Origin of the sequence: Bacillus songklensis (assembly GCF_042649685.1) — a bacterium.
GTDB lineage: Bacteria > Bacillota > Bacilli > Bacillales > Bacillaceae_H > Bacillus_BA > Bacillus_BA songklensis.
In genome coordinates, this window is the sequence record NZ_JBHRZT010000052.1 from 116,687 (window position 1) to 139,212 (window position 22,526).

Genomic DNA, 22,526 nt, shown 5'->3' on the forward strand with positions numbered 1-22,526 from the left:
GTGTTACATTCTTTATGTGGATTCATATATCAAGGAGACATTAAATTGGCTATCACGCTATTAATCTATCTTGACTTCTCTTCCAGAAAGCCAGGGGCGTCTTTTGTTGTATGATGGACTCCATTTGTTTTTTTCCAAATAACATAAGCAATCGAAAGAAAGATTAACCACGGAATTCCAAGTTGAAGCATGATTTTAAAGTTCGTAAACCATGTCGTAATCATCAAGCAGAACAGCAAAACGGCCCCTAAAATCGTCAAATAAGGAAAACCGATCATTCTTACTGGTAATTTGCGTCCCCCCACTTGCTCCCACTTGCGACGGAAAAATAAATGAGAAACGAAGACCATCAACCATGTGAACATGGCACCGAACATGGAAATCCCCATCATGACCGCGTAAGATGAATCAGGAACCAGGGCCGAAACGACTGCAGCAACGATAATACCAAGTGTAGAGACCATAAGAGCGTTTGCCGGAACACCTTTTTTACTTACTTTTCCAAAGAAAGCAGGCGCATATTTTCCGCGAGATAAGGAAAATATCATCCGCGTTGATGCATATAACTGGCTATTCATGGCCGATAAAGCAGCCGTTAAGACAATAAAGTTTACAACACCCGAAGCAGCCGGGATGTTCAAAATTTCCATTACTTTGACAAAAGGGCTTTTATCGACACCGGCAGATTTCCAGGGAACGATCATTAACATGATGGCCATTGTCAAAACATAGAAAGTGGCCAAACGGAAGACGGTTGCTTTCAGCGCTTTTGGCACAGCTACATCCGGATCTTTCGCTTCACCAGATGTAACCGCTATCATTTCTGTCCCTAAAAAGCTGAATAGAGAGATAAAGATTGCTACCCACATTCCCCACCGGCCAAACGGCAGAAACCCGCCATGGTTTACAAGATTTTCGCTTCCTATTCCCGGCTGTTCAGACGCTCCAAATAGAACATATGCACCAAGGAGAATGAAAAGCACAATCGCGCTTACCTTAATCATGGAGAACCAATACTCAAATGTGGCAAATGTATTGACACCAGTCGCATTTACATAAATCAACACAGCGGCAAACAACAAGATCCATACCATTCCCGGAACGTCCGGAAACCAGTATTTCATATAGACGGCGATCGCAATTTCTCATATTGTTTTTCCGTCATAATTTTTTTTAGATTTTGTACGACCTTCCATACCTCTTCATAAGAAGAATACAGTGCGACCGGTGCTAAACGAATGATGTTTGGTGCACGGAAGTCTGGAATCACTCCGTTTTCTTTTAATGATTTACAAATACGAGCAGCTTCATCATGTTCGAGACTTACATGTCCCCCTCGACGTACATCATCTCTAGGATTGCCAATTGTAAAATCCATATCTGCCAGCTCGTGTTCAATTAAGTCCATTAAATATTGATTGATGTGAAGTGACTTTTGGCGAATGTTTTCAATTCCGGCTTCTGCAAAAATTTCTAAAGAGCCAATTAAAGGCGCAAGGCTCAACACGTGAGGCGTTCCAATTTGATAAGCCCCTGCCGTTTCAGACGGTGTTAATGTATGTTCCATGTCGAATTGTTTATCTTTTTTGGAACCAAACCATCCAGCCAGACCAGGATGCGCCCCGAAGTGTTTACGATTCACATATAGGCCGCCGACACATCCAGGCCCCCCATTTAAATGCTTGTAGTTGCACCAATACGCAAAATCAACCCCCCACCCGCTGAATGAATGAGGAATGGAACCCACAGAATGACATCCATCAAACCCGATTAAAATACCACGCTTGTTTGCTTCCTCTGTTAAACGTTTCATATCCAATACTTGACCGCTGCGATAAAGAACGGTTGGTAAAATAATTAACGCGATGTCGTCTGTCATGGCAGCGATAATGTCGTCCTCTTCCAAAAAGCGCCCATCACGGCTTTTTACACGGATAAGATGGGTGTCCGGATCATAGTCGCGGATGCGGAGCTGGCTTTGAAGAGCATAAATATCAGATGGGAATGTCAATTCATCGGCTAAAATCTTTGTACGTGTTCCTTCAGGTTTGTAAAAAGTAGCAACAAGCTGATGTAAGTTCACTGTCGTGGACCCGGTTACAATAACTTCCTCAGAAGAAGCTCCCACTAATGGCGCCATCATTTCACCTAGTCTCTCTGACATGTAAAACCATGGATGGTTTCCTTGTGTCCATCCGTCAATCCCCAGTTCTTTCCAATCATCTACAGACTCTAATAGTGTTTTTTCGGCTCTTTTAGAAAGGAGGCCCAATGAATTTCCGTCCATATAAATGGAGTCTGCCTTTAAATAAAATTCATGGCGGAAATGCGATAGTCCATCTTCCTGATCAAGTTTCCTGGCAAATTCTAGAGTTGGCTCAAAAGAATAAGAAACCATCATAATCCTCCTTAACTTCGTTTTTGCGATTATGCTAGGGAAATCGTATCAAAGAATATGACATGGCGTCAATAACAAATCAAAACATTCTAAAAATCTTGAAAATCGTTGAAAATTCTTCACAAATAACCCTTTAGTTTTCATTACTTTCCATATATGCTAGTAAAAAAGGCAACGAATGGAGGAGAAATAGTGGTGGAAACTAGTAAAGTGGCGGATAAACGTCACATGCGCTCAATCATGACACGTCAAAAACTATTAGAAGCGGCAAAAGAAGTGTTTCTTGAGGAAGGATTTCAAAGAGCAACTATTTCTCAAATTATCAAGAAGGCAAATGTGGGATACGGTACAGCATACGTCCATTTTGAAGGAAAAGACGATATCTTAATTGTGTTAATGGAAGGTGTGATGGATCAATTTTATCATATTGCAGAAACTCCCTTCTTTCCAACGTCAAAAGAAGAAGCGGAACAAGTCATCGAAAAGCAGGCGTACGCATTTTTAAAGATGGCTGAAGCAGAACGAGGCATGATGCAAGTGTTTGAACAGGCAATTGGGATTTCACCGGTTGTCTCCGATAAATGGAAAGAAATCAGAGAAAGGTTCATTCAACGAATTTCAAAGGATATCGCCTATTCACAGCAAAATGGATTGGCCAGAGCGGCGTTAAATCATGAACTTGTTGCCCGCGGCTGGTTTTTCGCCAATGAAATGTACCTCTGGGAAATCGTTCGAAATGAACACCAGGCATCCGTCGAAGACATTGCCAAAACCATTACGGCTATTTACACAACGGGACTCTACCTGTAAAAAGGATGACTCAAAAGCCTCCGGATGACGGTAATCATCCATTTTTTCTGTGATGGGCCGTCACCCCCATGCTTGATTTTCCTGGATTTTTCATGACGATCCATCGCAGGAGGTTGTCCCTAAAGTATGTTCTTTGTACTTTTAGGACAACCTCTTTATTTAAATTCCGTTATCTTAAACACCTCTGTGGAGCCTTGATAATCGTTATAATGAATATCTAAATCATGAAAATAGCGGTGAAGCTTCTTGATTGTGGCTTTCTTCTTTCCGTCATTTTTTATTTCACTTGCCATCTTGGCTATTTCCTTAAAGTCTTTTGATAGATCTTTATTGTCCACTTTTAGACTTCCGAGGGAATAAAGCATATTTTCCGCTGCCGCTTTTTGTTCTTCCCAATTCAGCGAATCCAATCTTCCATAACAGGCCGTCTCATTATAAAAGTCGTGGAAATAAGAAATGAAGTCGCCAACGTTCGTAAACTCTTTGATTTCTTCAGTTGCAGCGAGTGCTTTGGTGGATTGCTTTGCCGTTTCCTCAGCTCCTGAAAACAGGGATATCATGATATATCCTGCAGTGAATACCCCAATTATACATAGCCCTGCAATCATTCCAACAAGCTTTTTATCTAGCTTTTTCTTTTCTTTCTCCATTCCCCCATCCTCCTCTTCAACTTGTTCATGGAGCCGCTCCAAAAATTCAGCTTTGCTTCTATAACTCTTTTATTAGACTCTTCCACTACTGTCTCCTTCTTCTTTTTTCTCCTTTTTATGGATGTTTTCCTTTTGAGAGCAGCTGCATTTCCGCCGCCTTCCCGGCCACTTTCAATTGACGGATGCCTTGCCGTTTCTTATACTGCGAAAAGTTAAAAAAAGAGAACAAGGTAATATATAAATCCACATAAATCATTTGACATAAATAAAAAGCATTTATGTCAAATGATTTATGCATAAGCGGCTGCCAATCTCCCTTACGGGTTCTTGCCAGCCGCTTATACGAAGACCTTTGTAAGCTCATTCAAGATGAAAAAACAGAAAGGCGCGAATAGAAGAAAACCCGGTGACAAAGGTTAAAAAATTAAATTGGATTTATATATAATGGACTTCCAATAAAGTTTTTATCTTTTTACGTGGTACAAGTAGAAGGAAAAGGAGAACAGATAAACAGTCACTATAAACACTTCCAAACGTTGGACGAAGATACCTATGAAAATAGTGCTCTAAAAGAATTCTTGGATGGAGAGCTGACAAAAATCGTTAAACGAAAAGTCAATCGTCATCCAAAAACAGATCAAGTACCCACGAAAATCGGCCGCTTTATCGTAGAACCGGGGCATTCCCTTGATTCCAACCCAAACTACAATCTGTTTCACCGGATCCGCTTTGCTGAAACAAAGGAAGCCTTTCAAGAGGAAAATTATTTCATTCAGTGTTTATAATGTTATCTTAATTTTTCTCAAAAGGTAAATTTTATATAGAGGGAAATTACCTTTTGCATTGATAAATTATATTTATTTCTTTTGATTTACTATGGAGTTTTTATTTAAGTAACCTGCCCCGTTATATACTTTAAAATCCTTCTGCATTACGTTTATAGTAACGCAGAAGGATTATTTATTTAAACAGTTCAATTAAGGTTTTGTAAAAGAAAGCCATTTAAAAGCTTTTCATTCGCTTGATATTTAACTATTGACTATATTACCGTTAAAAGCTTCTGGAATCATAGTGAACCCTTCAATCACGGTATCTTCTTCCACTTCGATCATAATGTAACGTTTACCGTTAAAATTGACCTGTCTCACGTATCTTAAATCTTGTGGACTAATAGAAATGTTAGCTACTTTCGTGTTGATTTTGATAGATTTTGAATTATACTTTGGTACGATGCTACTTGCTTTTAGCTCATATTTTTCGTCATCGAGGACTCTTTGGAAAGCTGTTTCTACCTTTTCTGTATTTACATCTTCTAGTCCGCTCATCTTTAAAATACGTTCTACGTCTTTGTAGTCTAGTTTTGGTGTTTCTTCATCTTCATTTTCTTCGATCACACGGTTAATTTCTTCATATACATTGGAGAGTGTTGACGTGTTTAGTTGATCTCCTGTTACGTCTTTTACAATTTCCTCAAAAGCCATTTTATCGTCTTTTGCAGTCATCGTCTCTTCACCATTTAATACTTCCTCTACGAACTGATGATCAGGCTCATGTGCTTTGCCTGCTGAATATAAAATGTGGTTGACATCCGCAGCATTATCTGTGAAACAAGGAAAAAGAAACCCTGCTACTGGAGCGTTGAGGTTGATGACAGGATCTATCATAACATTGTACTTGAATTCCTTCTCGACATAGTCAAAAAGCAATTCTTTTTTTGGTTCCTGTGTTTTATTTATACTGCATAGAATAAATGAATGGGAATAAACGGCATCTCGTTCACTCTCCCCAGCCTCTTTGCTTGGGCGTTTCATTGGCTTCAAATATTCTCCTCGAATGAATGTTACGACAATATCCATTTCATATTGCCGGTCTTTAAGCATTTTTTCAACGATGAGAAGCATTTGTTCTTTCCATCCTTCCACATCACTGCTTAATAATCCTTGATGCAAAATAAGCTGACTGTTATTTTTAGCATTACGCTGAAATTTTAATTCAAATAACTTTTCATCCAATTGTCCTGTAAGTAATTTTTTAAAGTTATTCATAAACAACTCTTGCTGATCTTGGTCCAACATTTCAAATGGTTGACTTTGATGATGATAGATTTCACTTGTTTCCTTCATGATATAAACATTAAAGATTTCGGTGATTTTGAGTAATTCATTATCTACTTTAAATTGTTTTCGAATGCTTGCTATGTCTTTTTGGTTCATATCTATTCCCACTCCTAAGCTGTTTCGATCTGCTATTATACTTTTGAAAGTCACAGAGTTATAAAATGCTGGCATTAGAAAGTGGAGAGTAAATCTTTGGCTCCATTTGATTACTTTCCACCCTTTGAAGTATCGCTTTATTTTAACATAAGGTTTGATCGGATAACTCATTCTAGGTTTTACATTATCAAAATCAGAAACGTAAAAAGGAAAAAATGAGGATAAAATTAATAACTGGTTAGTGGATACAAGAAAAGATAAACAAACTAATTTTGCTTAGAATAAAGTTGCATTCATTCATGATCAATAAAATAAAGAAGATTCCCCAAAAGAACAGCTTCCCTTTTAAAATAAAAAACTCTAAAGAGAGTGATTATTCTTTGATAAACCGGTTTCACTTGAAAAGAATGTTACAAAATGAACGAGCATAATGCAGGATAAAGTTCGGTTTGCTATAATATATGAATCTACAATCTTAGATTTTAGTAAGGGGTTAAAAATGAAAGATAGGCGTTATTTAAATTACCTCAATATATACAGAGGAGTTTGTGTTTTTTTTATTGTGATTATCCATACTTTTGGGGCAGCATTAACCATTGTTCCTCAGAATTCTCATTCTTTTTACTTTTATTTATTTATCAACCGGTTTTCTAGATTTGCTGTACTGGCATTTATCTTTTTAAGCGCTTTCGTGTTGTTTTATAACTATTACGGACGAAAAATGGAGATAAGCGACTGGGTACTTTTTTATAAGAAGAGATTAAAATATATCATAATCCCTTATATTGTTTGACAGGGAACAATCTTTATCTTTTATTTATTTTACTTGGCTTTAGGAGCAACACTCGCCATCTATGCAAAAGAATTTGTACATTTTAAATCTTCAGTTACTAAATGGTTGCTATTTATCGCTTTTATGTACTTAGGAACAATATATGTCCAACAATTTTATTATTACAAGATTATTGGACAATGGCATATCCACCCTTTGCTATTCCATTTTATAAACATTTTGTATGCTTCGTTCGGGACAATCTCGTTATTCTTTTTTTCCCCAACTTCTTGATTTGAAACAGAACTTGTTTGTTCGAATTTTGCATATCTTTGGAATACATTCGTTTGGGATATTTCTCATTCATCCTTTTGTTTTAATTGGTCTAGGAGTATTCGATCCGTTTATGAATGAAACCTCCCTGTTCTTTTACCTTACAATCAAATGTCTCGCAGCCTTATTTTTAACATTGTTGCTAAACATAATCATTCGTAAATATGTTTTGAATTCTGAGTATTTACTAGGGAAATGAGGAAATGGGATTGTTTCAGAATCCAAACAAAAAGGGATAGCCTCTTACTGGCTATCCCTTTTATAAAATCCGTCTTTTAATTCATGTCTCCTGTTTAGTCCACTGGCACATTTGAATTATTTATCCTTCGAACATCAACACTAGACTTTAATGCAGCAAAAAAAACTACCCAATGATTCGGATAGTTAATAAAAGTGCCCTTTTAGCTTTTCCTTACCTTCTCCCGAATATCGTTGCAGCCGTTTTTGCAAATATAGGCTCCCTTCACATACAAGCTTGGAAATATCCTCAAATTTTCTTTTGCCCCACAAAGGTGACATTTTTTCGGTTTGCTTGCCAGCAGCATTTCCAGCACCTTCCCTTTGCTTAGATTATTCTTTTAAGCAAGGTCTAAGATGAGCAGTTATTATGATTTCTATGTTCGTTTATTATTTCTATCCAACATCCCTTAATTCCTTTTCCTGCTAATAAGAAGATGCTTTCTTGTCCTACTCTTTGTTTTCATAGAAAACATGCTCTGCATGAATCGTTTCTTCAATCGTTAAAATGCCATAGGAAAAATGAGGCTGCCTCCGTTTATCTGTAGGCGAACCGGGGTTAAAAAGCAAAACCCCGTCTGTTTCTTTTAAAACCGGAATATGGGAGTGCCCAAAAATAAGACAATCAATCTCTTCATTTTCAAATGCGGCCAACGCCCTTCTCTCTGTAGTCAGTTTTTGGCCGTGACCATGAACTACACCGATCTTGAATCCATTTACATCAAGGATAAGCTTTTCCCCAAAGCGCTGCTGCATGTCAGGGCCATCTACATTTCCAATAACCCCTTCCACTCTCGCATAGCGTGAAAGTTCTTCGTACACGCCCATCGTTTGCCAATCACCTGCATGAATGATTAAATCTGCCAATTCCAAATCCTTTACAAACCGCGCGGGGAGTTTTTTCGCCCTTTTTGGCATATGAGTATCCGATACGACGATGATTTTCATAACCATGACATCCTTTCTTCTCTGTTTATGATCATGATAAAGAAGTATGCCCCAAACGCAAATGTATCTGCTTTTGGAATCATGCTTATCTACAAGGTATTTACTCTATCTTCACAATAGGTAAACAGAATAAAAACTTCCACTGCCCATCTTTTAAGTAGTGGAAGTTTTTATTATTTTTTAATCAATTTTCGCCTTATTTGAGAATGTCAAAAATAACTTTCGGGTGGTCAGTGTTATCTTTTTGTCCTGCAAATCTTTCTTTACCTGGCCCAAATGCGAATACCGCAACGTCTTCACCCGTATGTCCGCCTGTTGTCCAACCTGTATTGGAACGTTTGTTAAAAATGCTCTCAATTGCATTATCGACTTTTACAAGTCCTTTATCTTTATCTGCTTTTCCTTGCTCAGCCGCATCTTTAACAGACTTCACTTCCTCAGCCGTTAATTCTAAGCCGATATACTGTTTTAATGTTGCTTCTATATCCGCACCTTTATTAACGATTTCATTTGCCATAAAGTCCGGCGTACGTTTTGCTGCTTTAATCGGTGCAGGAAACCAGTTATAGATTCCATTAGCACCAATAGAAAATCCGCCCGTAGAGTGGTCAGCAGTCGCTACAACCAATGTATGCTTGTCCTTTTTCGCAAACTCAATGGCTGCTTTATAAGATTTTTCGAAGTCTTGCATTTCGCTCATTGCACTTACAACATCATTGTCATGCCCTGCCCAGTCAATCTGACTTCCTTCAATCATCAAGAAGAAGCCGTCTTTATCTTTGCTTAGGCGTGAAATAGCTGCATTTGTCATCTCTTCTAGTGAAGGAATCTCTTCCGTGCGATCAATCATTTTAGGAAGCCCTGCAGGGGCGAATATACCAAGAATTCGATTGTTTTTATTATTTAATAATTCTTGGCGGTTTGTGACATAGCTGTATCCGGCTTTCTTAAATTCTTCTGGTAAATTGCGGTCACTACGAACAAAGTTGTTCCTTCCTCCACCTAGCATAACATCGATCTTATGTTGTCCGTTAATCATTTCATCATAGTAGTCATTTGCCATAGAATCCATATTCTTTCTATCTACATCATGAGCACCAAATGAAGCTGGAGTTGCGTGAGTAAGCTCAGATGTGACAACAAGACCAGTTGCTTTTCCTTTTCCTTTTGCAGCTTCAAGCACCGTTTTTATTTCTGTTCGATCGTTTTCGACCGCAATTGCCGCATTGTATGTTTTATGACCTGTTGACATAGCAGTTCCCGAAGCGGCTGAGTCTGTTACGTTTTGCTCTGGATCTTCCGGATAAGTCATCTGATTACCGACAAGATTCTTATCAAATTCTGTTCGTTCTACAGTTGCAGTGTCAGGATTATCTTTCCAGTAACGATAAGCAGACGTGTAAGTAACACCCATCCCGTCACCAATTAGAAAAATCACGTTTTTGATTTGGGCTTGAGTGTCTGGTGCTTCAGCAATTCGAGACCGGGCCTCATTAGTGCCTTGTACTCGTGCTTGATTGCCATCATTCCGATTATCTCTAATTTCTCGTACGTCCCCATTGTCACGCTGATATCCAACATTTCGTACTTCATTGTTATTGTCACGACCGTTCATTGCTTCATCGTCTTGATTAGCAGTACATCCCAACAACGAAAAAACGACCAGATAAGCTACGATAAGAATTTTCATTTTTTTCATTCATATCCCTCCTCAAGAAGCTTACAATTTTTAAAATAACCAAGTAAGGATTTGTCATGTAGGAAAATTATTTATATCGTACGTTTACTTATGCTTCTTTAAGACCTGATTTGTGTTGTTGCCGTTCCATTCGAGCTTTCTGGGTGTTCCGCCATTTAAAATCTTCTGGACAATGTTGAAATGTTTGCCCTTTTTTAGCCAAAGAAAATCCCCTACACGTATAGTGCAGGGGCTGACTCAAAAGCCTCCAGATGACGGTAATCATCCATTTTTGCTGTGATGGGCCGTCACCGCCATGCTTGATTTTCCTGGATTTTTAATGACGGTCCATCGCGGGAGGTTGTCCCAAAAGTATGTTTTTTGTACTTGGGACAACCTCCTTTCTACACTGTCTACCTAGAGGGAATAATATACTGAAGGATCTACTGTCACACTTTTTACATATTGTATATTCTCGTTGCTCATGATGAACTTCCTATTTTTTAACACATATTTGAAAAAGATATAAGAATGACAGAGGGGGGCAATGCTTTTTTACAGCTGTACGGTTGACTAAAGAAGCAGAGATTGAACTCTCTGTTTCTCATACTTATACCTCGATTTTGCTTCCTTCTTCAATGATGTGGAACATTAGGTGAGCAAGATGGTGAATCGGTCCATACTCTTCTTCATCCGCTTCGACATCCAGCTGGATATCATTTAAATACAATGCCATGAATTGATAAAAGTCTTTTAACTCAAATTCATAGCAAGCACTCGGTTCTTCGTTCTCACCTTCAAAATGGAGAACCAAATAGGATTCCGCTCCCTCCGCATCGTGCCCATCAAAAAAGATGAAAAATCCTACATTTGTATCGAGTTCAAACAGTTGTCTTGTTCCGCCTTCTGTCACTTTGTTAAAGTCCTCTTCACTTAATTTGTGGACATTCATAACTTGTACTGCATCTTCTTGATGAAAATTGACAGTAAATGATTTCATACGCTCACTCCTCGTTAGTTTTCCTTCCTATCATAAACGATTTTGCCTTATTTAAACAAATGGGAAGAACAATGGACAAATGATTCGCAGCGAAATTTATCAAAATACCAAAATGAGAGCAATAAAAAATAATGGTCAATATCTGCATTGGCCCATAAACCCCTTTGTTTCCTGTCCATTAACGTCATATCCCTCTTTCTTTAAAAGGTACGCTCCTACAGACGAATCGACTCCACCTGACATTCCAGCAACCACTCTTTTCGAATTGGACATTGAAACCTTTCTTTCTGTAATAAAATTTATTACAGTTTTAAAAAAAAATTACTTACGCTTAATCTCATTTATTATATCTAAAATAGAGATGGTCTTTAAATAATTCATTAAATATGCCTCTGCACCATCAAATATGTGATAAAGTACTACAGACAAGTTCTTCCCTACCATACAGTTTTCATTTGCCTCTGGACATTTTGGTTTTAATACACCTTCACTCGTCAAGAAAAATATTTTATCAAGTGTAATATTTCCAGGTTCCTCTTTAAGCAAAAATCCTCCACCTATTCCTTCTTTCGAAGAAAGGAGTCCTTCTTTTCTTAAAAGACTTAAGATTTTTCTTAAACGGGCAGGGTGTATTGTAACACTATGCGCAATTTCTTCACTTGTAGCTCTTTGATCCGGCTTTGTAGCTAAAAAAGCAATACAGTGTACTGCGATGGAAAAATCACTATTCATAAGAAAACCTACCTTCTAATTGCAATAATAAATATTACAGTTAGACTTGTCAAGATTTCGAAATGATATCAGACATATTTTTAAAGGAACTAAATGCGGGAAAAGAATGAGAGAGGAGTCTTAAAAGCGGTACTCCTTCATAGACAATCATTGACTCCTCCTATAATTAATATTGTGTTGCCATCTTACTTTCACTTACTATCTCTTATCCTTTCTTTGTTATTCAACGAAAAACGTATAACGGGATTTTTTCCATTGCTGTAAATCAGTTAGAAGAAATTTTTCAGTAAATGCGATATTATTATCATTATCTAAGGTAAAAATGGTAGAAGATCTTGTTCCGTATTTGTCGCTTCGGATAAATAGCGGAGATAACAATTTCTCCCATTCTTTTCCTATCCCCGTGTCTGGCAGCTCTTCCTCAGATGCTTCCTCCGAGTCGGACAAAATCGATAACAAAAGTGTTTCGTCTATTGTTTTATTCCAAAGGGCTTGTTTTAGTTTTTCTGTACCTCTTCTTACTTTGGGCCATGGCGTGTCCATCACGTGGTTGCTGAGCCCGTGGACACCAGGGCTAACTTTTTTAATTTCATTACAGACTGGAGTATAATAATAGAGTGATTCAGTATCCCCCGCCAGCAAGTTGAAACCGTTGTAAAGCTCATGAACTTGCTGTACTTTTTCGAGATATTCCTTCGGTTTATCTGTTCCGGTTAAGTAGTCACTAACAAGAAAACCGCGGGATTTGACGTCCGAACGGGCTTGTCCAGGAGCGCGGTAATTTGTAATGGCAGCGAAGCGTCCGGTGCGGGTAACTCCCATCCACGTCCCCCCTTTCTCCAAATCGCGCCCAGCCAGCACAGCAGGTGCATCTTCCCAGAATGCCGCAGGAGCGGTAGCCCGTTCGTAAAACTCATCGCGGTTGGCGGCTATGATAAGGGGATAAACAGGGTGAACATGATAAGCAACCAATATGAGACACACGTTTATTAACCTCCTAATATATAAATAAATCGGTTAGATTATCTTCTATTTGCTAAAGCTAAGGAATGTAAATCTTCCGCTCTCTTCTGAGCTAAAAACGGACCGATACCAAGCCCGGCTTGGCCAATGATGGTAAAATCTGTCATGGCGACATCAAAATCTTCATAATAGCGGTATTCCGTCGCACCAACTACCTTCCCATTGTGAACGGCGACAAAGACACGAGTTCCCGGGTCTTCCAAAGGTTCTTTCCAAAGATCGAATTCTAATACTTCTTCGGGCGGGAATGCGTCTTGCATTAATGATGCATTTGTTTAAACAAAGAATCTTGTATACTCGAAATTCTGCGATATTCCATTTTTAGCATTCTCCTTGTTCAGTTATTGATAGGCAGAAAGGATTTTTCCACTCCATAAGCGTCCCGTAATTGCAGGATTCTTCATCCTCTAAATAATTGGGCACTACTTGAACAGGGGTACGGCCACAACGAAGCAGGAAGGTGATGACAGGATCTTTCAGTTCACCTTTTACAACAGCTTCAAGGTATTGTTCCGGCGTCATCTCATTCGCTTTTTTATGATAGCCAGGCATTCTTCCGCCGCCTAGCAGTCGTTCCAATCCCTTATGCACAACGACGTCATACATGGATAACATCAGCCATTTTCCCAATCCTAATTTTCGATAGGTGGGACGCACGCTAATATCGACGACATAGAGTGTATTTCCGTTCGGGTTATGATTGCGAATATAGCCATTATCTGTAATATCCTCCCATGTATGATCGGGATGGTTGGGATCAGCATCAACAAGCAAACCCGTCATGGATCCCGCAATTTCCCCATTCACCTCAATACATAAGGCTCCCTCCGGAAACAAGGTAACATGGTTATGCAATTGTTCCGCATTCCACCATAATTCAGATGGAAATGGGGGAGGAAAACTTTCCTGTTGAACGCAAATCAAACCAGGAAAATCCTTTTCCTCATAATTTCGGATCACCGCCGGCACAGGCCGATCTTGATCAAACACGTAAAACTCCTTTCGATACATGCCTTCTCCTCCTCTATCTTATCGTCAATCTAGAAAACTTTCGCCCCCCCTCCATATATCGATGAGCGATATTGATATTTTATCATTTGACAAAATACTATTTATCCCGCATTAACGAGCAGTAAGACCCCCACTGATGAAAGTTCCCTTTATCCACTTATAAACGTTTCGTTGTTTTCATTTTTACGCAGCATTGAATCAAAAGACCACAATCGGCTTCCATTAACGGCAAGATGAATGGCCATGACCAACAAAGCCAAGTCGAATTCATATCCAGCCATTTGTCCATTCCCCATAAACCCAACAGAAATTTTAACGGTGAAGATTGCCCCAATCATCACTAATGCAAATAAAATGGATACAAGGCGTGTCCCAATCCCCAAGATCATAGCTATACCTCCTGCCACCTCAATAATAGCTATTACATAGGCTAGAGAACCCATAAGGCCGATGCTATCAAACCATGCAGCAATATTGCTAATTCCATCCTGGAACTTAGAAAGTCCGTGAACGAAAAAGGTAATACCTAAAATCAATCGTAAAATGAGTGAAGTTACTTCATATTTCTTATTCATATTTTACCCTCTCCTTTTGAAAGATATTGTAGGTTGTTTTATCTATTAAAATTGAAGGCAAAGATAGCTTAATGTCCCAAACTCATAACCTCGATAAATAACTTGTGCTTTTGTTTGCGAATCTCCACTTCCCATCGCAATAAAGAGCGGCACAAAGTGTTCAGCTCTTGGAACAGCCAGGCGAGCATGAGGGGCTAAATGTTCCCATTTAAAAAGTGAATCCAAATCCATTTGTTGAACCTTATCAATCAGCCAATTGTCAAATTCGACTGCCCAAGGTTCCGGAGTAGTTTGCTCCCATTTGACAGCTCTCAAGTTATGGACTGTCACGCCGCTGCCAATCACTAAAATCTCTTCCTCTCCAAGCCCGCGAAGAGACTGACCAATTTTAAACTGTTCTTCTGCGGGAAGATATGGATTGACCGAGAGTTGAATCACAGGTATATCAGCTTTTGGATAAATACGAGATAAAAGTGTCCAGGAGCCATGATCTAATCCCCTTGTCATATTCATCCTTACTTTTATTCCTTGTTTTGGGAACCGGTCTTTGATCATAGTGGCTATTTCCTTTGACCCTTTGGCCGGATACTTGATGGCATACAGTTCATCCGGAAAACCATAAAAATCATAAATCGTTTCATAAACCTCATCCGTAAAAGAAATAGTCGTTATATCGCTTTCCCAATGAGCTGTAAAAATGACAATGGCCTTTGGCTTTATATTTTGACCAATACTTGCAAGAAATTGGGTATATTCATTATCTTCAATAGCCAGCATCGGCGAACCATGCGCTAAAAACAAAGATGGCACCATTTTTTATCGACCTCCTAATTGATAAACATCAATGCTTACTTTTTGTAACTAAGTTTATTATAATAAATAATATACGTCAAGTACTTATATTAAAAAAGTAAAAAATACATTTAAAAGCAGTTTTGGCCGTATAGTGAGGTGTTTATATGGAACAATCATCACTTTGTCCAAAATTTGAAAAGGTATGCACTTAATAAGTAAACGATGGACCGGGTTAATTATTTACCAATGACTGTTTCCTTAAGATAGGATAAGAACCTTCTTCAATGTTCCAGCCAATTTGAATAAAATCGCCGGCCTGGGTAAATAAAGCAAGCTGATTATCGTTAATCATGGTCGGTCGTATCGTTGGCTCCCATCCGTACCAACAATGACAGAACTACGAATGGTGATTTCTTCTCCTTTCTGTTTGTATAACGAAAATATCGTTTTCTTTTTTGCTCGTGCAGCAAGAATGGCCGCACTACCTCCAGCTGATCCTACGCCGATGATGATCATATCATACACGCCCTTCCCCCCTTTTTTGATGATCAACCAATGGATCTCACTCTTGCACATTGCGAAGAGTAGGAAATATAAAAAACCGCAAAGCTTCCCTTAAGAAACGCTTTGCGGTCTTCTTGTCCCTTATTTTCTTAGGTGAACATTCAGTATGCCCTAGTCTCATCGATTACTTGTTGTCAGTTTAAGATTCTAAATCGAACTCTTTGCTCTACTCAAGATTGGCATGTCTGCCAAACATTGTAGTGCCGTTCATTCCTTTTTTCTCCATCAATCTCAATATGACAGCATCGAAGAACAATAAGAGGGTTTGCTCAAATAGTGCCCCCATTGGCTGTATCGTTTTGTAGCCACTGTCCGATTGGTCTTTAGGTGAGCCAGGTAATTTAACAGCAAAATCCGCTAATTGTCCAATCGTCGATTCAGGGAAAATCGTGACAGCCGCGACAGTTCCATCTAAACTTTTCGCTTTCTCAGCCATGGAAACTAAACCTTTTGTCTCTCCTGAACCAGATCCGACGATCAATATGTCATCTTTTTCCAGATTGGGGGGGGTGACGGTTTCACCTACTACATAGACTTCGAAACCCATTTGCATCATTCGCATTGCAAAGGACTTGGCCATAAATCCAGATCGACCTGCGCCAGCCACAAAAATTTTCTTTGATTCAAGAATCCCGTTTACCAGTTTTTCAGCTTCTTCATCGGCGATCAAGTCTACTGTTCGGTTTAACTCTTTTATGATTTCAGCTAAGTATTGAGTCGTCTGCATAACGGCCATTACCCTTGTTTGACCATTTTTTGCATTTGGGCAGCTACAGCTTTTTTATCTTCTTGTCCGGTAATACCGCCGCCAACAATGACAAGATCCAGTTGTGCTTTAACAACTTCCGGCAGCGTGTCTAATTTAATGCCTCCCGCGACTGCAGTTTTCGCATTTTTCACGACACGTTTAATGGTTTGAAGATCTTCAAAAGAATTTTTTCCAACTGCTTGAAGATCGTAGCCTGTGTGCACACAGATGTAGTCTACGCCAAACTCATCCACTTCTTTGGCTCGTCCTTCAAGATCCTTCACAGCGATCATATCAACCAGAATTTTTTTGCCTTGTTTTTTTGCTTCTTCAACGGCACCCTTTATGGACATATCTTCCGCGGCACCCAGAATAGTGATGATATCAGCGCCGGCCTCGGATGCTTTCATGACTTCATATCCTGCCGCATCCATGATCTTTAAGTCCGCCAATACTTTTAAATTCGGAAATTCTTCTTTGATTTCCTTTACCGCTCTAAGGCCTTCATTTTAAAAGTACGCACTTTTTAAACATATAGTTATATAAATGTTATATAGTGTCAGAAAGAAACGCCATCCTTTCTCATAGCTCTACAGAAAGAATAGCGTTTTTGGGGTTTAAGGATACAATTTTGTTTTAGCTTGATGGGCATGTGGCGAGACCCCTTGTATAATTCATTACATGATATAATAATCAGGACTATATCCGACAATTTCTTCAATATCCTTGCAAATGTCTTTACTAAATTCATCCTGCCACTTGTTGAGGGATCCTTTTTTAACTTAAATAAATTTTTAGATTCTCATACTTTGACTTTAAAATTTAGCTTTTAAATAAATTAGTACGCACCATCTCATTATAAATCTCCCTCATATAAATATCATTATCTGGAGAATCCAGAACTTTAGTTATATAGTTAGATCTTTTCTTATAATAAGCATTAAGATTAAAAATGGATGCATACTTATCAAGTGCTCCTATTATTTCTAACGTTAATAAAGTTCTTAAACATTTAGAACATTTACCGCAATTAAATTTATCCTTTACACAAACATTAAGGTATTTATATGATGGCTCAAATTTTGCCACCATACGAATTTTATCGACCCTGGTGTAATTAGCGCAAGATGAAAACAAACTGGTATTTTCAGTAGATAACATGCTCAAACTAAAAATATCATAATCATCTGGATGTTTTCTGCTTAGTCCGAAATTTTTTATATAAACAGAGGAGGAATATTTTATATGAACAGATGAGGAATAATAATAAACTTTAAATAATTTTTGAAGAGCCAAAACCGCAGACATACTCCTGAGCGTATGTGTTTGTTCGAAATCCATATGCAATATCTCGCTTAAGTTGCTGTTAACCATTATTAATTCTTTACCAAGTTCATCGGCACAAGCTTTTGCGATTTTTGCCCTTTCTTTAAAAAGTGTTAACGTCCGTTTGTCAGCAGAATCCCCGTTTGACCCGACATTAAAAAAAGTAAAATGGGTAATTTTATATTTTTCAGGGACACCACCTCCCATATGATCACAAATAGTGCTGAAAGAGTCTATTCCACATGACAATCCAGTTCCCACTGCACCAGCATTTGATATCGGTTTTGCCGCAAGCTGATTACACATAACCTTTATCATCTTGTATCCATGGATCTCAGCGATTAAGGGGATGAGATATTTATTTACCGTATAGTAAAGTCTTTCAGACATTGGTGATAACACTTTTATATCGTGTCCATTTTTCAATGCATACCATAATAATCCAACTAAAAAGGCATCTGCTCTTTCATTAGTCAGGTATACACTATACTTCTCCTCCACCTCAAACCAAAGAACATCTTTCTGTCCATCAACTTCAAATACTGCTTGCAATCTTACTTCTTTATCGTTTTTTTTAATTTCAGGCTCATATATAATGATCATAACGCCGTATCTCCCATCACCATATTCAGAAAATACAAAATGGTTCATTTCCGTTTTTGGTTTACCGTTTGTTGAGAAAAAAATATAATATAGAATATGTAATAGTTGATAGAAAGGACACAGAGCATTTCGTACATTTGCCTGTTTTAGTAAAAAAATAGTAACATAAACTAAAATTTCGGCTTTTATTTAACATTTATTTTCTATATTAGCAGGCACCCATAATTACTATGCTATTACCATTTTAGAAATAGTTAATAAGTGTTATTCAGCTTAAATATTGCATATTTTGTATTTGCCGGAGTCACCTTCTCAGCTCTTCAAAAATGTGTAAAGTATATAAAGAACTTATGTTATAAGACCTCTATTAAATGGTTCAATCATTAAAGGATTAAAAGCTTTTTGTCTCTCTTTATAATCCTTAATAATGTCTGAGTGATTTTGCTCAATTAAATGGACTCTTTTTAATATCTCTGTTTCTAAATCAGAAGAATTTGTTGATACAATATACTTTTCTAATCCGAGTAAATAAGCCAGATCGAAAATTTTAAAGCGGTATCCCAGTAATACACTAGGAACATTAGCGGCTAAGGATAATAAATTAGCATGAAGTTTAAAGTTAATTGTTAAAGTACAAGAAGACAAAACCGTAATAAGTTGTTGTTCTTCATAGAGGGTTTTATCTAAAATAACATTACTTGAATCATTAATTTTATCGAATAATCTTTGGCAAGGTTCCAAATCGTTAGTCCAAACTCCATAAATTAATATCTTGTATCCACGTTTTATTAGATTCTTGGAAACTTCCACTAAACCATCTTCTACTTTTGTTTCATTGTTTCCATAAATTTTGTTGTGTGATGTTCCCCAATTTAACCCAATTCGTTTTTCTGATTCTTTTGTTTTCGAGGCATTGTTTTGCTTTAACAACATCCCTGGATCGCCAATTATACGTATGTGATCACCACTTACTCCAAGAAACTCCAAGGCTTTTTTAGTCAATGGGCCTCGTACCCCTGCAAATGAAGCACGGGCAAAAATTTCTTTTAAGATATCCGCATACTCCTTGTTGATAGGTTCATGTAGTAAAGGCTTTCCGTTAGAAATCATAAGATCCAAGTCGTTTTTTTTAATCCAGTCTAAGCCACTGCCCCAAATTAAAACTTTTTTCTCTTGTTGAATTCCCTTGTGGAGTAGATGTATATATTTGGGTAACAGTACTGAACCTCCGCCTAAAACAATTGAATCATATTTATTCAAGTCCAGATCTTTTCTTTTTAAAGAGGGAATTATTTCTATTTCTTCTTGACCAAAGTAAAGATTACTAAGTCTATTAAATAAATTCCATAATAACTCATCACCAAGGTTATTATGACCAATCCAACCTAAATATAACACTCTTTTCATCATCTTCCCTCCAAAAGTTGGATTAAGTAACCTTTCTATAACTCTGTTCTTAAATATATAAGTCCTACTTAATTTTTAAACTTTGTCACCGGGCCTTCTTTTATTTGCGCCTTTCTGTTCTCTCACCTTGAGCAGGCTTACAAAGGTCTTCGTATGAGCGGCTGACAAGAACCCGTAAGGGAGATTGGCGGCCGCTTATGCGTAAATCATTTGCGTGGATGTTTTTTATCCACGTCAAATGATTTACGTGGATTCATATAGTTATAGGGGAAAAGGCAAAGGCGGATAAGATAATCGCTCGTGGAGCAGATAATATTCATGTTGGGTTAGCTGTCTGATTTTCTTTACACCAGAACCCACTTCTTGCAAAAGCACCATTCACAGATAGCAATTTCATAATATTCAATATTCCATTAAAATGTTTTAAACTGATTAATCAAATTTCTTTACATAAGAAAAATTAGTTATCTGCCTTTTTAACGTCAAATTTCCTCCTCCTTAAGCGGCTTCATATGTTTTATATTCATTATTTTGAAGCAAGATTTGTGCTTGCGACCGATCCTCGTCCGTTTGAAAGCTAATTCGCAGCACTCCCAATAATCCTTCTCTGGATTCGATAATATGAAGATTTGTAATACTAATTTCTTGTTCCGCTAATAAGGAAGTAATACGGGCTATAGCTCCAGGCACATCCATCACATCGACATACAAATCATAGTAGGAAGGAATGGCCCCTTTGGAATGGACAGGCAAAGCGTCCCGATAATCTTTCGAATCCTCAAAGAAACGAGTAAGCGCCTGATCGTCTTCTGACATTAAAATGTGTTGAATATTCTGCATTTCCATCATCCAATCCTCCAAAAGATGCAAAATATTATGCCGGTTTTGCTTCACGATATCTTTCCACATGTTTGGGCTGCTGGATGCAATCCGGGTAATGTCCCGGAAACCTCCTGCCGCCAACAGGCTGATGAGGGGATTTTTATCAGCATGCTTTTTCGCTTGTTTGACCAAACCCGCCGCTATGATATGCGGAAAGTGACTAATCACGCCTGTAATGTAGTCATGTTCTTCCGTATCCAATACAAGAAAATGAGAGTTTGTTCCTTTCAACCATTGCTTTAACTCTTCTATTTTTTCAAAAGAGGTGGACGAATGAGGAGTTAACACATAAAAGGCATTTTCAAATAAGTGGGCCTTTGCACTTTCAACCCCCGCTTTATGCGACCCTGCCATCGGATGCCCGCCAATAAACGTTACCTCCCCTTGCCATAAATCATTAGCAAGCGCCATGATATCTCCCTTTGTGCTTCCTGCATCTGTAATGATGACATCTTCACGTAAATGGAAAGCAGCCAGCCGTCTCATCAGCTTTGTTGTCGCCTCTACAGGAGATGCCAAAATGATCAGGTGAGCCAATTCCGCCTCTTCCTGCAAACTTGAAGCGACTTCATCAATCACTTTACGCTGTTTTGCTTTGTTTACTTGTTCTTTATTAATGTCATATCCGACGACAATGGCATCTGCTTCTTTTTTGATGGCTAAAGCAATAGAACCGCCGATAAGACCTGTGCCAATTAACAGCACCCGCTTTTTCATCATCGATCACCTATCTTTACAAGTGTTTGATCCGTTACATGATTTCTTATAATAGAAAGAACCCCTTCATTTTGTTCTTTCGTTCCAATGGTAATGCGAATTCCAGTCGGAAACGGACGAACAATGTATCCCTTTTCAATGAGATGTTCAAACCAGGCATTTGAATCATCAGTACGAATGAAGATAAAGTTTGTCTGGGAAGGACAATATTCAATTCCCAACTCTTCCAAACATTCTTCGTATTGTTGCAGTCCCTGTTTATTTTGTTCTACACAAAAGTCCAGAAATGGATGATCTTCCAGGGCTGCAATGGCAGCGGCTTGGGCAAATGTTGATGTATTGAACGGAAGCCTTGCAATATTGATTTTTTCAATCAACTGTTCATTTCCGATGGCATAGCCGATACGAAATGCTGCCAGGCCGTATGCCTTTGAAAATGTTCGTAAAACTAATAGATTTTCAAATTCATTTAATAAAGGAATAGTTTGCGGGAAATCTTTCGCGTTCACATATTCATAGTAAGCTTCATCCAACACGACGATTGTCTGTCTCGGGATCGTTCGTAAAAAGCGGATGAGAGCTTCTTCTTTCACGTATGTGCCCGTCGGATTATTAGGATTACAAATCCACACCACTCTTGTTCGAAGATCGATGGCTTTGGACATTGTATCTAAATCGTACCTCCCGTTTATTAATGGGATTTCCCGAACCTCGCATCCTTCTATGATCGCATGATGTTTATACTGAGGAAATGTCTCTAAAGCGGTAACAATGTTATCTCCTTCACACAGCATGACTCGGCTAATCGTTTGTATGACCTCATCAAGTCCGCTTCCAAACAAAAGCTGGTTTTCTTTTACCTGTAGATGTTCGGAAAGCTTTTTACGCAATTCCGTTGCGGCACCATCCGGATATGTTGCACAAAGCTGTAACGAATTTTGTAAAGCGCTCTCCACTTTAGGAGAACAACCAAACGGATTTTCATTTGAGGCCAGTTTGATTACTTTATCGACGTTGTATTCCTTTTTTATTTGTTCAGGAGATTTTCCTGGTTTGTATGGTTGAAGCATTAAAATCTGCGCTTTCACTCTTAATATCCCTCAC

19 protein-coding genes and 6 pseudogenes are annotated in these 22,526 nt (G+C 38.3%); 3 read left to right on the forward strand and 22 right to left on the reverse strand.

All coding sequences use genetic code 11. The features are described from left to right. Nucleotides 1-65: 65 nt before the first annotated feature. Nucleotides 66-1,139 (reverse strand): annotated as a pseudogene (locus ACFOU2_RS11835) (amino acid permease); the annotation flags it as partial. Next, nucleotides 1,121-2,398 carry a kynureninase gene (gene kynU / locus ACFOU2_RS11840; protein ID WP_377915349.1) on the reverse strand — a complete coding sequence of 426 codons (1,278 nt, stop codon included), beginning with the start codon at nt 2,396-2,398 and terminating at the stop codon, nt 1,121-1,123. The gene kynU and the pseudogene ACFOU2_RS11835, both read right to left, overlap by 19 nt. A gap of 228 nt (nt 2,399-2,626) precedes the next feature. On the opposite strand from kynU, the gene ACFOU2_RS11845 reads away from it, so the two are divergent. After that, the gene (locus ACFOU2_RS11845) at nt 2,627-3,208 is read left to right on the forward strand and encodes a TetR/AcrR family transcriptional regulator (protein ID WP_377916374.1); all 582 of its coding nucleotides are present in this window, start codon (nt 2,627-2,629) and stop codon (nt 3,206-3,208) included. 155 nt (nt 3,209-3,363) lie between these two features. Here ACFOU2_RS11845 and ACFOU2_RS11850 read toward each other — a convergent pair whose 3' ends face one another. Then, the gene (locus tag ACFOU2_RS11850; protein WP_377915351.1) at nt 3,364-3,858 is read right to left on the reverse strand and encodes a hypothetical protein; all 495 of its coding nucleotides are present in this window, start codon (nt 3,856-3,858) and stop codon (nt 3,364-3,366) included. A 455-nt stretch (nt 3,859-4,313) separates the two neighbouring features. On the opposite strand from ACFOU2_RS11850, the pseudogene ACFOU2_RS11855 reads away from it, so the two are divergent. Beyond that, nucleotides 4,314-4,616: pseudogene (locus ACFOU2_RS11855) on the forward strand (DUF3900 domain-containing protein); the annotation flags it as partial. Between the two features lie 270 nt (nt 4,617-4,886). On the opposite strand, the gene ACFOU2_RS11860 reads toward ACFOU2_RS11855, so the two are convergent. Then, the gene (locus tag ACFOU2_RS11860) at nt 4,887-6,071 is read right to left on the reverse strand and encodes a DUF4317 domain-containing protein (protein ID WP_377916376.1); all 1,185 of its coding nucleotides are present in this window, start codon (nt 6,069-6,071) and stop codon (nt 4,887-4,889) included. A gap of 499 nt (nt 6,072-6,570) precedes the next feature. Here ACFOU2_RS11860 and ACFOU2_RS11865 point away from each other — a divergent pair, with 499 nt between their 5' ends. Next, nucleotides 6,571-6,864, forward strand: a complete 294-nt coding sequence (locus ACFOU2_RS11865) for an acyltransferase family protein (RefSeq protein WP_377915353.1) — start codon at nt 6,571-6,573, stop codon at nt 6,862-6,864. A 999-nt stretch (nt 6,865-7,863) separates the two neighbouring features. Here ACFOU2_RS11865 and ACFOU2_RS11870 read toward each other — a convergent pair. The 18 genes and pseudogenes from ACFOU2_RS11870 to hisC form a co-directional block, all read right to left on the reverse strand. Further along, a complete protein-coding gene (locus ACFOU2_RS11870) occupies nt 7,864-8,361 on the reverse strand; it encodes a metallophosphoesterase family protein (protein ID WP_377915355.1) in 498 nt (165 codons plus the stop codon). A gap of 196 nt (nt 8,362-8,557) precedes the next feature. After that, a complete protein-coding gene (locus ACFOU2_RS11875; protein ID WP_377915357.1) occupies nt 8,558-10,060 on the reverse strand; it encodes an alkaline phosphatase in 1,503 nt (500 codons plus the stop codon). Between the two features lie 589 nt (nt 10,061-10,649). Continuing rightward, entirely contained in the window at nt 10,650-11,039 is a 390-nt protein-coding gene (locus ACFOU2_RS11880; RefSeq protein WP_377915359.1) for a cytosolic protein, read from the reverse strand. A 174-nt stretch (nt 11,040-11,213) separates the two neighbouring features. Continuing rightward, nucleotides 11,214-11,333, reverse strand: a pseudogene (locus tag ACFOU2_RS11885) (hypothetical protein); the annotation flags it as partial. A 27-nt stretch (nt 11,334-11,360) separates the two neighbouring features. Continuing rightward, a complete protein-coding gene (locus ACFOU2_RS11890) occupies nt 11,361-11,771 on the reverse strand; it encodes an RrF2 family transcriptional regulator (RefSeq protein ID WP_377915361.1) in 411 nt (136 codons plus the stop codon). 219 nt (nt 11,772-11,990) lie between these two features. Then, nucleotides 11,991-12,755 (reverse strand): NRDE family protein, encoded by a 765-nt coding sequence (locus ACFOU2_RS11895; RefSeq protein ID WP_377915363.1) that lies wholly within the window; start codon nt 12,753-12,755, stop codon nt 11,991-11,993. 47 nt (nt 12,756-12,802) lie between these two features. Next, a pseudogene (locus tag ACFOU2_RS11900) lies at nt 12,803-13,113 on the reverse strand (GNAT family N-acetyltransferase); the annotation flags it as partial. Nucleotides 13,114-13,115: 2 nt separating this feature from the next. Next, the gene (locus ACFOU2_RS11905; protein WP_377915365.1) at nt 13,116-13,805 is read right to left on the reverse strand and encodes a GNAT family N-acetyltransferase; all 690 of its coding nucleotides are present in this window, start codon (nt 13,803-13,805) and stop codon (nt 13,116-13,118) included. Nucleotides 13,806-13,954: 149 nt separating this feature from the next. Then, nucleotides 13,955-14,380, reverse strand: a complete 426-nt coding sequence (locus ACFOU2_RS11910; protein ID WP_377915367.1) for a DoxX family protein — start codon at nt 14,378-14,380, stop codon at nt 13,955-13,957. A 45-nt stretch (nt 14,381-14,425) separates the two neighbouring features. Next, nucleotides 14,426-15,193, reverse strand: a complete 768-nt coding sequence (locus tag ACFOU2_RS11915; RefSeq protein ID WP_377915369.1) for a DODA-type extradiol aromatic ring-opening family dioxygenase — start codon at nt 15,191-15,193, stop codon at nt 14,426-14,428. A gap of 229 nt (nt 15,194-15,422) precedes the next feature. Continuing rightward, nucleotides 15,423-15,551: pseudogene (locus ACFOU2_RS11920) on the reverse strand (FAD-dependent monooxygenase); the annotation flags it as partial. After that, nucleotides 15,524-15,700 carry a hypothetical protein gene (locus ACFOU2_RS11925; protein ID WP_377915371.1) on the reverse strand — a complete coding sequence of 59 codons (177 nt, stop codon included), beginning with the start codon at nt 15,698-15,700 and terminating at the stop codon, nt 15,524-15,526. The gene ACFOU2_RS11925 and the pseudogene ACFOU2_RS11920, both read right to left, overlap by 28 nt. Nucleotides 15,701-15,905: 205 nt before the next feature. After that, entirely contained in the window at nt 15,906-16,466 is a 561-nt protein-coding gene (gene hxlB, locus ACFOU2_RS11930; RefSeq protein WP_377915373.1) for a 6-phospho-3-hexuloisomerase, read from the reverse strand. An 8-nt stretch (nt 16,467-16,474) separates the two neighbouring features. Further along, nucleotides 16,475-16,996 (reverse strand): annotated as a pseudogene (gene hxlA, locus ACFOU2_RS11935) (3-hexulose-6-phosphate synthase); the annotation flags it as partial. 313 nt (nt 16,997-17,309) lie between these two features. Continuing rightward, nucleotides 17,310-18,416: a hypothetical protein gene (locus ACFOU2_RS11940; RefSeq protein WP_377915375.1), complete on the reverse strand. Its 1,107-nt coding sequence runs from the start codon at nt 18,414-18,416 to the stop codon at nt 17,310-17,312. A 348-nt stretch (nt 18,417-18,764) separates the two neighbouring features. Then, a complete protein-coding gene (locus ACFOU2_RS11945) occupies nt 18,765-19,823 on the reverse strand; it encodes a polysaccharide pyruvyl transferase family protein (protein WP_377915377.1) in 1,059 nt (352 codons plus the stop codon). A gap of 498 nt (nt 19,824-20,321) precedes the next feature. Next, a complete protein-coding gene (locus ACFOU2_RS11950) occupies nt 20,322-21,422 on the reverse strand; it encodes a prephenate dehydrogenase (RefSeq protein ID WP_377915379.1) in 1,101 nt (366 codons plus the stop codon). Continuing rightward, a complete protein-coding gene (gene hisC, locus ACFOU2_RS11955) occupies nt 21,422-22,492 on the reverse strand; it encodes a histidinol-phosphate transaminase (RefSeq protein ID WP_377916378.1) in 1,071 nt (356 codons plus the stop codon). Before hisC ends, ACFOU2_RS11950 begins: the two co-directional genes overlap by 1 nt. Between the last annotated feature and the right edge of the window lie 34 nt (nt 22,493-22,526).